The organism is Dermacoccus sp. GAS27A, assembly GCF_044909235.1.
In the GTDB taxonomy this organism is placed as follows: Bacteria; Actinomycetota; Actinomycetes; order Actinomycetales; family Dermatophilaceae; genus Dermacoccus; species Dermacoccus nishinomiyaensis.
On sequence record NZ_JBIYDW010000006.1, the window covers coordinates 126,678 to 139,710 of the forward strand.

A 13,033-nucleotide genomic window follows, 5' to 3' on the forward strand; every position below is an offset into this window, starting at 1 on the left:
TCTGTGCTGTCATTCCGACGGCGGGAACCAGGGGTCTGATCTGAACGGCCCCTGAACTTCATCCCGCCCGCGCTCTTCGTCGCGGGCCGAACGAGGGGGAAGGAACCTTCGTGTCAGAACAACCGTCTGCGCCCGCCCCGGCCCAGAGCAGCCCGCGCGGAGCGCTCTCCGCGATGCGTCTCGACGAACTCAAGCAGCTCGCGCAGAGCATGGGCATTCCCGGCATCTCCAAGATGCGCAAGGTCGACCTCGTGACGGCGATCCGCGCCGCGCGCGCCGAGGCCAACGGTGTCGGCGGCAGCCGCGCCAAGGCCGCGGGCGTCACCTCGACCGCTCCGACGGCCCGTCGCGCCACGAGCGAGCAGGCCGAGGCTGCGCCGTCCGCCACCGAGGCGCCCCGCCGTGAGCAGGGCGACGCTCCGGCGCCGCAGGATGACGAGCCCCGCCGCGCCACTCGTGACGCCGGCGCCCGCGAAGGCGACGCTGCCTCCCGCGAGGGTGAGCGTTCCACGCGCGACGAACAGGAGCAGCCGCGCGAGCAGCGCACCCGTCGTGGCCGCCGCGGTGGCGAGGAGCGCAAGCGCGCCTCCGAGAACTCAGGTTCCGACCAGGGCGACGCTCAGCGTGAAGGTGCCGCGCAGGACACCGGCTCCGAGAACGACGCCGACGGCAAGACCGTCGACGCCAAGGACGACGCCTCGAACGGCGAGAGCCGTGGCCGTCGTGACGGCGAACGCGACGAGCGTCGTCAGCGCCGTGAGAACGGCTCGAACGAGCCCTCCGGTGACAAGAACTCCGACGGCGACGCTCGCCGCGAGCGTCGCGACAACAGCGACAGCGCCTCGGGCGAGAACGGCCGTGACAAGCGCGACGAGCATGAGAACGGCCGTGACAAGCGCGACAACCGCGACTCCGGCAACAACAGCGGCAACGGCGGCTCCAACCGTCGCGAGCGCAACAACGAGCGCAACCACAACAACGATGACGACGAGCGCGGTGGCCGTCGTCGCCGTCAGCGCGGCCGCGACCGCGACCGCGACCGGGGCGAGCGCGGCAACAACCGTCGCGGGCGCAACCGCGACTACGACGACGACGCTCCCGAGGTGCGCGAGGACGACGTCCTCATCCCCGTCGCGGGCATCGTCGACGTCCTCGACAACTACGCCTTCGTGCGCACGACCGGTTACCTCGCCGGCCCGACGGACGTCTACGTCCCGATGAACATCGTGAAGAAGAACGGGCTGCGCAAGGGTGACGCCGTCACCGGCGCGGTGCGTGCGCTGCGCGAGGGTGAGCAGTTGCCGGCGCGTCAGAAGTTCAACGCGCTCGTGCGTCTCGACTCCGTCAACGGCATGACGGTGGAGCAGGCGAAGAAGCGTGTCGAGTTCGGCAAGCTGACGCCGCTGTACCCGCAGGAGCGCCTGCGTCTCGAGACGACCCCGAACGTGCTGACGACTCGCATGATCGACCTCGTCTCGCCTGTCGGCAAGGGCCAGCGTGGCCTCATCGTCGCCCCGGCGAAGGCGGGCAAGACGATGGTCATGCAGTCGATCGCCAACGCGATCACGACGAACAACCCCGAGTGCCACCTCATGGTCGTCCTCGTCGACGAGCGTCCCGAAGAGGTCACCGACATGCAGCGCGCGGTCAAGGGTGAGGTCATCGCCTCCACCTTCGACCGTCCGGCGACGGACCACACGACGGTCGCGGAGCTCGCCATCGAGCGTGCCAAGCGCCTCGTCGAGATGGGCCACGACGTCGTCGTGCTGCTCGACTCGATCACGAAGCTCGGGCGTGCCTACAACCTTGCCGCCCCGGCGAGCGGTCGCATCCTGTCCGGTGGTGTCGACTCGGCTGCGCTGTACCCGCCGAAGAAGTTCTTCGGTGCGGCGCGCAACATCGAGAACGGCGGCTCGTTGACGATCCTCGCGACGGCTCTCGTCGAGACGGGTTCGAAGATGGACGAGGTCATCTTCGAGGAGTTCAAGGGCACCGGCAACATGGAGCTCAAGCTCGACCGTCAGCTCGCGAACCGCCGCATCTTCCCGGCCGTCGACGTCAACAACTCGTCGACGCGTCGCGAGGAGATCCTGCTGTCGGGCGAAGAGCTCAAGATCATGTGGAAGCTGCGTCGCGTGCTCGCCGCCCTCGACCAGCAGCAGGCTGTCGAACTGCTCATCGACCGCCTCAAGAAGACGAAGAGCAACGTCGAGTTCCTCATGCAGGTGCAGCAGACGTCGAACATCAAGCTCGACGACGAGGACAACTGATCCACGTCTGAAGGCACCTGACGACGTCACCTGACGACGCCCCCGAGACCCGACGCCCCTGCGGCGAGTGGTCACGGGGGTGCTCGTGTCGGGCGGGGTGGCGGCGGGAATGATTCGTCCCACCTCGATGTTTTGAACCATGTCAGGCGATCTGGCAAGATTGTTTGTTGGCTTCCGGTTCACGTCCACCATCCCGGTGATGACGACCCGGCGGCATCCTCGACAGCTAGGAGAACCCCGTGAAGAAGAACCTTCACCCCGAGTACACCGCCACGACGGTGTCCTGCACCTGCGGCAACACGTTCGAGACGCGCAGCACGTCGAAGAGCGACAAGATGAACGTCGAAGTGTGCTCCAACTGCCACCCCTTCTACACCGGCAAGCAGAAGCTCATGGACACGGGTGGTCGTGTCGCCCGCTTCCAGGCTCGCTACGGCAAGAAGGACGCCAAGTAGTCTTCGCACCACGCCGACCCCAGCCCATCAGGGCGGGGTCGGCGTTTTGCATCCCCGTGGACGCCGCCTGCTGGCGCTGCGCCCCCATCACCTCAGTCCGCGAGGAGCGTCATGCTTGATTCCGCCGCCACGATCGTCGCCGAGTACGACGATCTCGAGAAGCAGCTGGCCGAACCGGCGACGCATGCGGACCCGACGCTGATGCGCCGCCTCAACAAGCGTTACGCGGCCCTCGCACCGACCGTCGCCGCTTATCACGCCTGGAAGCGCGCGCAGGACGACCTCGGTGCGGCAGAAGAGCTGGCCGACGAGGACGCCGCGTTCGCCGCGGAGCTGCCGGCGTTGCAGACCCATCTGGATGCGAGCGCCGACAAACTGCGCACGCTCCTGCTGCCGCGCGACGAGGACGATGAGCGCGATGTCGTCCTCGAGGTCAAGGCCGGCGAGGGCGGCGCCGAGTCGGCGCTGTTCGCCGGCGACCTCGTCCGCATGTACCTGCGTTACGCGGAACGCCGCGGTTGGAAGGCCGAGATTGCCGACGCGACCGACGCCGATCTCGGCGGGTACAAAGACGCCCGCATCACGGTCCGCGCGAAGGGGCTGCCCGAACCGGGCGAGGCCCCGTGGGCGCGCCTCAAGTACGAAGGCGGCGTGCACCGCGTGCAGCGCGTGCCCGTCACCGAGAGTCAGGGCCGCATCCACACGAGCGCGGCGGGCGTCCTCGTCATGCCGGATCTCGACGAGGACGACGACGAGATCGAGTTCGGCCCGAACGACCTCAAGATCGACGTCTATCGCAGCTCCGGCCCGGGTGGGCAGAGTGTCAACACGACCGACTCGGCCGTGCGCATCACCCACCTGCCGACGGGTGTCGTCGTCAGCTGCCAGAACGAGAAGTCGCAGCTGCAGAACAAGGAGTCCGCGCTGCGCGTGCTCAAGGCGCGGCTGCGTCAGATGGAGATCGAGCGCAAGGAAGCGGAGGCCTCGGCCGCGCGCAAGTCGCAGGTGCGCACGGTCGACCGCAGTGAGCGCATCCGCACCTACAACTTCCCCGAGAACCGGATCGCAGATCACCGCACGGGCTACAAGTCGTACAACCTCGACGCGGTGATCGACGGCGATCTCGACGCCGTCGTCCAGTCGGCGCTCGACGCCGACGAGGCGGCGCGTCTCGCAGCAGTGGGGGAGTCGGGGGCGTGACGGCGTTGCGCACGACGCTGCGTCGTGCTGCGGCGCGGCTCGCGGACGCCGGCATCGAATCCGCGGATCGTGATGCGGCGCTGCTGCTCGCTCATGTTCTCGGGTGCGAGCTGGGCGAGGTGCGCCGTCGCGAGGTGCTCGGCCACGAGCTCAGCGACGGGGACATGGCCCGCTTCGAGGCGCTGGTCGACGAGCGCGCACGGCGTGTTCCGCTGCAGCACCTGACGGGTCGGGCGCCTTTCCGCAGCCTGGAGTTGCGTGTCGGCCCTGGCGTGTTCGTGCCGCGCCCCGAGACGGAGATGCTCGTCGATGCCGCCCTCGAGGCGGCCCCGCACGGGGGGCGCATCGTCGATCTGTGTACCGGATCGGGCGCCATCGCCCTGGCGATCAAGGCCGAGCGTCCCGACCTCGAGGTCTACGCCGTCGAGCTCTCCGAAGAAGCGGCCGCGTGGGCAGCGTTGAACTGCAAGCAGATTGGCCTCACTGTCAACTTGAGCGTTGAGGATGCGCGCCAGGCTCTACCTGAGCTCGAGGGTAGTTTCGACGTCGTCGTGAGCAACCCGCCGTACGTGCCCACCGGCATGGTGCCGATCGACCCCGAGGTTGCCGAGCACGACCCTGAGATTGCGCTGTACGGCGGTAGCGAGGACGGCCTTCGCTTTCCGCTCGAGATCGCCGAACGCGCCGCGCACCTGCTGAAGCCCGGCGGTCTGCTCGTCATTGAGCATGCAGACGCCCAGGGCGAATCCCTGCCCGAGGCGCTGCTCGATCGGCGTGGTTTCGAGTGGGCGCGGGACGAGGCCGACCTCGCCGGCAAGCCCCGCATGACGCTGGCCCGCCGTGAGGGCGGTTCGCGCTTCGAGGTGCCCACAAGCCCCGCAGAACGCCCGGTGAGGCGCCGCGCGACCGTCAGGCTGCTCGTGCTCGACCACGCCGGCGACGTGCTCCTCTACGAGGATTCCGACCAGGGCCTCACCCCGCCCGCGACGTGGTGGTCGACCCCGGGTGGCGGCATCGACCCCGGAGAGAGCGAACGCGACGCCGCGGTGCGTGAGTTGTTCGAGGAGACCGGTTTGCAGGTCGAGGCCGATGCCTTCGTCGGGCCGATCGCGCGGCGCCGCGTCGTCCACGGGTACTCCGATTCGGTCGTGCGTCAGGACGACGTGTTCTACGCCGTGCGCACGACACGCTTCGAGCCCGACCCGGGGGCGCTCACGCCCGAGGAGCAGGTGACGATGCAGCGCTGGCGCTGGTGGTCGGTTCGCGACCTCGAGACGACGAGCGAACGAGTGTGGCCGCGCGAGCTCGCGGCCCTCGTCAGCGCCCGGGCGACGCCGGACGCGACAGCGGGTAGCGCCACGTCTGTCGACGAACTGCAGCCCGACGACACCGTCGCACTCGACGACGTCGAGGAGTCGACCGTCCCTCTCGCCCTCGGCCACCGCTGAGGCACACACCGCGAGGTCGGCGTCAGGGCCTACGCCTCTTCTGATGTCGGTCTCGCACCGCCCCGCCCTGCGTCTCGGCCACCGCCACGATGTTGGCCGAGGACGCCGCGTCAGCGCGCTGGTGCGGCCTCGCCGACCGGCGGCGAGGACGTGTGCCCGCCACGGGCCCGGGCTTAGAGTGGGAGCCGAATCGCGCCGCCCGCAGCGTGCTGGGCGGCCTCGGACGTGAGGAACGCACCATGGGGATCTTCGATCGTCTCTTCGGCCGTGGGGGAGCCCAGCCGGGCTTCGGTCAGCAGCAGGGATACGGGCAGCCCGCGTATCCGGCGCAGGGCAACCAGCAGCAGGGGTATGCCCAGCAGGGCTACCCGCGGCAGGCGTCGAGCGCGCCTCGACAGACGCCGGGCGCGTCGATGACCGAGGACGAGCGCGCCATCGCCCGCTACGAGTACATGCTCAAGACGGCTCCGCCGGAGGAGATCGAGAAGGCGCACGCCGAGGCGTTCGCCAAGTTGACGCCGGAGCAGCGTCAGCAGGTGCTCACGCGTCTCGCGACCGACAGCCCGCAGGATGCTCCGCAGAGCGCAGACCCGCAGGCGCTGGCGCGGGCTGCGACTCGGGCCGAGATGCGTCAGCCCGGGTTCCTCCAGAGCTCGTTCGGTGGTTACGGCATGGGCGGCGGCTTCGGTCGCGGCGGCATGGGGATGGGGATGGGCGGCATGGGCTCGATGCTGCTCACGAGCGTCGCCGGCGCCTTCGTCGGCACCGCCATCGCCGATGCGATGTTCGACGACTGGGGCAACGACTTCGATTCCCACGACATGCAGGACGCATATCAGGATGGCTACCAGGACGGTGGGGGCGACGGCGGCGGAAACGACGTTGCCGACGGTGGCGGATTCGACGGCGGCCAGGACTTCGCCGGGGGCAGCGACTTCGGCGGGTTCGACGGGGGCGACTTCGGTGGGGGAGACTTCGGGGGCGACATGGGTGGTTTCGACTTCTAGGAGAGTGGCGTGAGCCCCGTTTTCGACGTTTCCGGTTCGGATGAGCGCGACCCCGCCATCGAGGCGGCGCATGCTGCCGTCGGCGAGGGCAAACTCGTCGTCCTGCCCACCGACACGGTGTACGGCGTCGGCGCCGACCCCTTCAACCCTGACGGCGTCGCGGCGCTGCTCGCGGCGAAGGGGCGTGGGCGCGACAAGCCGCCGGCCGTCCTCGTGCCGAACCCGGCGACGGTCGAGGGCCTCGCGATGAACGTGCCGTCCTACGCGCGTCGCCTCATGGAGCGCTTCTGGCCGGGCGGGCTGACGTTGATCTTCCGTGCGCAGCCGTCGCTCATGTGGGATCTGGGTGACACGAACGGCACGGTCGGGTTGCGCATGCCCGATCACGAGATCGCGCTCGAACTGCTGCAGGCGACGGGGCCGCTCGCGGTCAGCTCGGCGAACCGCACGGGCCAGCCGCCGGTCACGACGATCACGGAGGCCGGTTTCGCGTTCGGCCCGGCGGTCGAGGTCTATCTCGACGGGGGAACGTGCGACGACGGGTTGCCCAGCACGATCCTCGACTGCACCAAGCCCGACCCCGTCATGCTGCGCCGCGGCACGATCACTCCGGCACAGCTGCGTGAGGTGCTCGGGCCCATCGACCTGCTCGACTCGACGGGTGCGCCGCTGTCCGAGACACCCCAGGATGCCCCGGAAACGGACAACCCGCAGCAGCACGAGTCGGCCTCGAACCCCGCGCCCGAGTCGACCGACGACGAGCGCACGGCCGAACGTCAGCGTCTCGAGGCCATGGGCGCTCGCGCGCGGGCGGGCGAGGCGACGCAGGCCATCCCGCTCGGCGGCATCGGTGCGGAACCGCCGTTCGAGCCCGAGAGCGTGACGAGCGTGGAGCTTCCTGGCCGCCCGGGCGAGCAGAACCACTAAGGTTGCGAGCATGACGACCCCGTTCTACGGCTCCGACTACGCCGCCCTCGAATCCTTCGACCCCGACATCGCCGGTGTCCTCATCTCCGAGCTCGACCGCCTGCGCGGCGGCCTGCAGCTCATCGCGAGTGAGAACATGTCCAGCCCGGCCGTCCTCACCGCGCTCGGTTCGACGCTGAGCAACAAGTACGCCGAGGGTTACCCCGGCCGTCGCTACTACGGTGGCTGCGCCGAGGTCGACAAGGCCGAGACGATCGCCATCGAGCGTGCGAAGGCGCTGTTCGACGCCGAGCACGCCAACGTCCAGCCCCACTCGGGTGCCTCGGCGAACCAGGCCGTGTACGGCGCGTTCATGAACCCCGGTGACACCATCCTCGCGATGAGCCTGCCCATGGGCGGCCACCTCACGCACGGCACGAAGGTGTCCTTCTCGGGCAAGTGGTTCAACGCCGTCGGCTACGGCGTCGACCCCGAGACGGAGGACATCGACTACGACGAGGTCGAGCGTCTCGCCAAGGAGCACAAGCCGAAGGTCATCCTCGCGGGCGGCTCCGCCATCCCGCGTCTCATCGACTTCGAGCGCTTCCGCGCCATCGCCGACGAGGTCGGCGCGATCTTCTGGGTCGACGCGGCTCACTTCATCGGTCTCGTCGCCGGCAAGGCGATTCCGTCGCCGGTGCCGCACGCCGACGTCGTCTCGTTCACGACGCACAAGGTGCTGCGCGGCCCCCGCTCGGGCGCCATCGTCTGCAAGGAAGAGCACGCGAAGGCGATCGACAAGGCCGTCTTCCCGATGATGCAGGGTGGCCCGCAGATGCACACGATCGCGGCGAAGGCCGTGAACTTCAAGGAGTGCGCGACGCCCGAGTACCAGCAGTACGCGAAGGACGTCATCGCCAACTCGCAGCGTCTCGCCGAGGGGCTCAAGGCCAAGGGCATCCGTCCGACGACGGGCGGCACCGACACGCACCTGTCGCTGCTCGATCTGCGTGACGTCGACGTCACCGGCGCCGACGCCGAACTGCGCTGCGACGTCGCGGGCATCACGCTCAACAAGAACGCGATCCCGTTCGACCCGCAGAAGCCGAACATCGCCTCGGGCATCCGCGTCGGCACCCCGTCCGTCACGACGCAGGGCATGGGCCTTGCCGAGATGGACGTCATCGCCGACGTCATCCACCGCGCCGTCACCGAGACGGACGGCACGCCCGAGCACCCCGTCGCGCAGGAGATCCGCGAGCAGGTCACCGATCTCGTCACGCGTTTCCCCGCCTACCCCCGCTGAAATCTGACCGCCTGCCGTGCGTGAGTACGTCCTCATCAGCGTCGTCGCTGCGATCGTCACGTTCGTGATGACGCCGCTCGCACGGTGGGCGGCAGTTCGCTTCGGGGCGGTGACGCAGGTGCGTGCGCGTGACGTGCACGCCCTGCCGATCCCGCGGCTCGGGGGAGTGGCGCTGTTCGTCGGTTTCCTCGCGGCCGTCGGTGTCGCCTCGCGGCTGCCGTACCTGTCGCACGTGTTCGACAGTCGCGAAGCCATCGGCACGACGATCGCCGCGGCCATGATGTGCGGGCTCGGCGCGTGGGACGACTTCGCCGAGCTCAACTGGGCCATCAAGTTCGGTGGTCAGGCGCTCGCGGCCTGCGTCCTCGTCGTCTCGGGCGTGCAGTTCCTCTTCCTGCCGCTGGGGGAGCAGACCGTCCTGCCGACGCCGGTGCTCGTCGTGCTGTCGGTGCTCGTCATTCTCGTCATCGTCAACGCCGTGAACTGGGTTGACGGTCTCGACGGTCTCGCAGCCGGCATGGTGGGCATCGCCTCGTTCTCGTTCTTCGTCTACGCCTACCAACAGGCCGTGCAGTGGGGCGACAAGTCGGTGTTCACGACGTCAGCCTTCATCGCGGCGGCGACGGTGGGTGTCTGCGTCGGCTTCCTGCCGCACAACTTTCATCCGGCGCGGTTGTTCATGGGGGACGCCGGCTCGTTGCTCCTCGGCACGCTCATCGCGGCCGCCACGATCTCGTTCGCCGGCAACCTCGACCCGGCGGCCGTCTCCGGTTCGGGTGACGCCTCCGTCGCGTTCCTGTTGCCGCTGCTCGTGCCCCTCGCGATCCTCGCGGTGCCGCTGTGGGATTTCGCCGCGGCCATCGTGCGTCGCCTGCGCTCCGGGCAGAAACCGTGGGAGGCGGACGGTCGCCACCTGCACCACCGCATGCTGAAGATCGGGCACACGCACCGCGCGGCCGTGCTCATCCTCTACCTGTGGTCGATCGGCATCGCCCTCGGCCTCGTCTCGATGGCGTACTGGCCCGTCGAGCGCTCGCTCGCCGCCCTCACGGGGCTGACGGTCCTCGCCTTCGCGCTGACGTGGGGGCTGCCCCGTTGGCGGCGCCGCAGGGCCTTGTGATAGTTTTCACAAGCAGGTTCAGGTGATGGATTCACCCTGGTGACGAGCCCGAACCCGACGACGTGATCCCCGCGCCAACGCAGATTGTGAGCCCTTCCTCCATGGACTCCGCCTCCACCTCGCACCCGGTGACCAACGTGTCGCCGTTCGCTGCGATGCTGCGTGATTCGCTCGTGCCGAGTGCCGCAGTGGGCGTCGTCTGCGCGGTCGTGTTCGCGGTGCTCAACGGCGTGGCCGGGGGAGTGTCGTCACTGTTCGGCACGGTTCTCGCCCTCGCCTTCTTCGCGAGCGGTCTGCTCGTCCTTCGTACGCTGCGCACGCTCAGCCCGGTCGCCATCATGGCTGCGGCGATGGCGGTCTTCTTCGCCCAGGTGATCGTTCTCGGCGTCGTCCTCGTCCTCGCGACGAAGGTGGAATCCCTCGACGGGCCTGCAACGGGCATCACCGTCGCCATCGTGGTCGTGGCCTGGCAGATCTTCCAGGTGCGCTCGTTCATGCGGACGCGGCAGTACGTCTACGACCCGGACGCGTCAGGCGCTTCGACGACGAGCGGCGGCTCCCAGTGAACCGCGGCACAGCGTCGGGTAGGATGCGCAGTGTCTCCGGCGTGCACCTCGAGCCGCCGACCAGCCCGAGAGGGCAGGGGCGGTGCCACTGCAACAGACACACTGAACTTTTTTGCTGGATGCTGACTGAGGAGAATTTGTGAGCTTCATCGCGGGCGCTGCCCTAGTTGCCGACGGGGAGTCGTTCAAGTCCCCGGGCACGAGCGATTTCTGGTGGCCCCTGATCGGTGGCGACAGCAACTGGGCCATCACGCGCCCCGCCGTGGTCCTCCTCGTGTCGGCGCTGCTCATCGGCTGGTTCTTCGTCAGCGTGACAGGCAAGAATCTCTCGGTCGTGCCCAGCAAGCGCCAGTTCATGGCCGAGGGCGTCTACGGCTTCGTGCGCAACACGATCGGCCGCGACATCATCGGCTCGAAGGACTTCCTGCGCTTTCTGCCGCTGCTGCTGACCTGCTTCACGCTGATCCTGTTCAACAACGTGGCCGGCATCATCCCCTTCATCCAGTACCCGAGCACGGGTCGCATCGCGTTCCCGATCGTCCTCACGGTCATCGTGTACATCACGTACCACGTCGCGGCGGTCAAGGCGAAGGGTGGCTTCGGCAAGTACATGGGCTCGCTCATCCCCCCGGGCCTGCCGGGGTGGCTCAAGCCGATCATGTTCGTGCTCGAGTTCCTCACCTACTTCATCATCCGCCCGCTGACGCTCGCGCTGCGACTCTTCGGCAACATGATGGCCGGACACCTCATGCTCCTCGTGTTCATCGTCGGCGGTGAGTACCTCCTCCTGCACGGCGGCAACATCGGCCTCAACGGAGCCGGCGTCCTCTCGTTCGCGGCTGCCATCGTGATGACCTTCTTCGAGCTGCTCATCGAGTTCCTGCAGGCCTTCATCTTCACCATGCTTGCCGCCCTGTACATCGCAGACGCGGTCTCCGATCACCACTGATCGGCACTCTGTACCCCTTCTGAACCTCAGCGACACCGGGAACAGGTCCCGGTGCCACTCGAAAGGAAAAGCACATGACCGGCAACATCGGTAACCTCGCGTTCCTCGGCTACGGCCTCGCTGCGATCGGCCCCGGCATCGGTATCGGTCTGATCTTCGCCGCCTACATCAACGGTGTGGCGCGTCAGCCCGAGGCTCGCAACATGCTGCAGACCATCGCCTTCACCGGCATGGCCCTCACCGAGGCCCTCGCCATCCTTGGTCTGGTCTTCGCGTTCGTCTTCAAGGGCTGAGCTCTTTCCTCGAACTGACCAGTCCCCCCAACAGATAGGAAGCCAAGGTGTTCCTCGCATCTGAAGGTGCAGGTTGGCCGGAGAAGCTGCCGCTGCTCCCGCACCCCGCCGAGATGATCATCGGGCTCATCGCCTTCGCGATCCTGTACTGGCTGTACAAGACGAAGGTCGTTCCGAACATGGAGCGCATGTACGCGGAGCGTACGGCGTCCATCGAGGGCGGCATCGCCAAGGCGGAGGAGGCCCAGAAGGAGGCCGCCGCCGCCAAGCAGCAGTACGAGTCGCAGCTCGCCGACGCGCGTGCTGAGGCGGCCAAGATCCGCGAGGACGCCCGCGCCCAGGGTGCGGCCATCATCGCGGAGAGCCGTGAGCAGGCCGGCGCTGAAGCCGCCCGCATCACCGAGAACGCGACGAAGCAGATCGCGGCCGAGCGTCAGCAGGCCTCTGTCCAGCTGCGCAGCGAGGTCGGTGGCCTGTCCACCGAGCTCGCCAGCCGCATCGTCGGTGAGTCGCTGCACGACGAAGCCCGTCAGAAGGGCATCGTCGACCGGTTCCTCGCCGAGCTCGAGGCGGGCAAGATCCGTCCCGAGTCCGCCACCGCCGGCTCCGAGGCCGCCGCCTCGAGCGCAGGCAGCACGCGGGTCGAAGCCTGATGCAGGGTTCGTCGAGGACGGCTCTCTCCGCGGCCCGGCAGGTGCTCAACGGCACCCTGTCCGGCCCCGGTGACCCTATGAACACGGCTCGTGAGCTCTTCGCGGTCGTCGACGTCATCGATTCCAACGCGACGCTGCGTCGCGCGCTGGGTGACCCGTCGCGCGAGAGCGAGGCCAAGCGTGGCCTCGTCCAGCGTCTGTTCAGCGGCAAGATCGGCTACGACGCGATGGCGGTCATGACGGCTGTCGCCGGTGAACGCTGGTCGAGCGAGCGCGACCTCAGTGACGCTCTGGAGCGTCTTGCGGTCGAGGCCGCCACCGCTTCGGCGGAGAAGGCCGGTCGCGCGGATGCTTTCGAGAACGAGCTGTTCCGCTTCGAGCGGACCGTCGCCTCCGACGCGGGCCTCAGCGATGCCCTGTCCGACCGCTCTCGCAGCGGTGCGGACAAGGCTGGGCTCGTCGCTCGTCTGCTCGAGGGCAAGGTCGCCCCCGAGACGGCGCTGCTCGCCACTCGCGCCGCAGGCTCCCCCCGTGGGCGTCGTTTCGACCGGGCCATCGAGGAGTTCCTCGAGGGCGTGGCCGGGCGCCGCGGCCAGTCGAGCGCGATCGTCACGAGCGCGGTCGAGCTGACCCCGGAGCAGAACGAGCGGCTGCGCGCGGCTCTGACGAAGATGTACGGCAAGCCCGTGCAGACGAACGTCGTCATCGACCCCTCGGTCGTCGGCGGCATCAAGGTGGCTGTCGGTGACGACGTCATCGACGGAACGATCGCGCGTCGCCTCGACGAGGCCCGCGCGCACCTGTCCGGCTGATCGACGCCCAAAGAACTGCCGCATCCGCGGCCCTGAGCCAAGAAGCAC

13 protein-coding genes are annotated in these 13,033 nt (G+C 68.4%); all 13 read left to right on the forward strand.

Annotation, left to right across the window (positions count from 1 at the left end; translation table 11 throughout):
* Positions 1–173: 173 nt before the first annotated feature.
* Positions 174–2,270: a transcription termination factor Rho gene (rho, locus tag ABH936_RS08110; protein ID WP_281711748.1), complete on the forward strand. Its 2,097-nt coding sequence runs from the start codon at positions 174–176 to the stop codon at positions 2,268–2,270.
* Between the two features lie 239 nt (positions 2,271–2,509).
* Entirely contained in the window at positions 2,510–2,725 is a 216-nt protein-coding gene (gene rpmE, locus ABH936_RS08115; RefSeq protein ID WP_006945964.1) for a 50S ribosomal protein L31, read from the forward strand.
* 111 nt (positions 2,726–2,836) lie between these two features.
* On the forward strand, positions 2,837–3,925 hold the full coding sequence (gene prfA, locus ABH936_RS08120) for a peptide chain release factor 1 (protein ID WP_404602985.1): 1,089 nt from the start codon (positions 2,837–2,839) through the stop codon (positions 3,923–3,925).
* Complete coding sequence (prmC, locus tag ABH936_RS08125) at positions 3,922–5,373, forward strand: peptide chain release factor N(5)-glutamine methyltransferase (RefSeq protein WP_404602986.1); 1,452 nt, start codon at positions 3,922–3,924, stop codon at positions 5,371–5,373. The genes prfA and prmC overlap by 4 nt, the downstream gene beginning before the upstream one ends.
* 239 nt (positions 5,374–5,612) lie before the next feature.
* Positions 5,613–6,380 carry a hypothetical protein gene (locus ABH936_RS08130; RefSeq protein WP_404602988.1) on the forward strand — a complete coding sequence of 256 codons (768 nt, stop codon included), beginning with the start codon at positions 5,613–5,615 and terminating at the stop codon, positions 6,378–6,380.
* A gap of 9 nt (positions 6,381–6,389) precedes the next feature.
* Positions 6,390–7,307 carry an L-threonylcarbamoyladenylate synthase gene (locus ABH936_RS08135; RefSeq protein ID WP_312294141.1) on the forward strand — a complete coding sequence of 306 codons (918 nt, stop codon included), beginning with the start codon at positions 6,390–6,392 and terminating at the stop codon, positions 7,305–7,307.
* A gap of 10 nt (positions 7,308–7,317) precedes the next feature.
* Entirely contained in the window at positions 7,318–8,592 is a 1,275-nt protein-coding gene (gene glyA, locus ABH936_RS08140; protein WP_038570538.1) for a serine hydroxymethyltransferase, read from the forward strand.
* A 16-nt stretch (positions 8,593–8,608) separates the two neighbouring features.
* A complete protein-coding gene (locus ABH936_RS08145; protein WP_404602989.1) occupies positions 8,609–9,712 on the forward strand; it encodes an MraY family glycosyltransferase in 1,104 nt (367 codons plus the stop codon).
* A gap of 101 nt (positions 9,713–9,813) precedes the next feature.
* Entirely contained in the window at positions 9,814–10,278 is a 465-nt protein-coding gene (locus tag ABH936_RS08150) for a hypothetical protein (protein WP_062257498.1), read from the forward strand.
* 139 nt (positions 10,279–10,417) lie between these two features.
* Entirely contained in the window at positions 10,418–11,227 is an 810-nt protein-coding gene (gene atpB, locus ABH936_RS08155) for a F0F1 ATP synthase subunit A (RefSeq protein ID WP_404602991.1), read from the forward strand.
* A gap of 74 nt (positions 11,228–11,301) precedes the next feature.
* Positions 11,302–11,520: an ATP synthase F0 subunit C gene (gene atpE / locus ABH936_RS08160; protein ID WP_006945976.1), complete on the forward strand. Its 219-nt coding sequence runs from the start codon at positions 11,302–11,304 to the stop codon at positions 11,518–11,520.
* A 47-nt stretch (positions 11,521–11,567) separates the two neighbouring features.
* Complete coding sequence (locus tag ABH936_RS08165; protein ID WP_241725347.1) at positions 11,568–12,173, forward strand: F0F1 ATP synthase subunit B; 606 nt, start codon at positions 11,568–11,570, stop codon at positions 12,171–12,173.
* Positions 12,173–12,985, forward strand: a complete 813-nt coding sequence (locus ABH936_RS08170) for a F0F1 ATP synthase subunit delta (protein ID WP_404602992.1) — start codon at positions 12,173–12,175, stop codon at positions 12,983–12,985. Before ABH936_RS08165 ends, ABH936_RS08170 begins: the two co-directional genes overlap by 1 nt.
* Positions 12,986–13,033 lie beyond the last annotated feature (48 nt).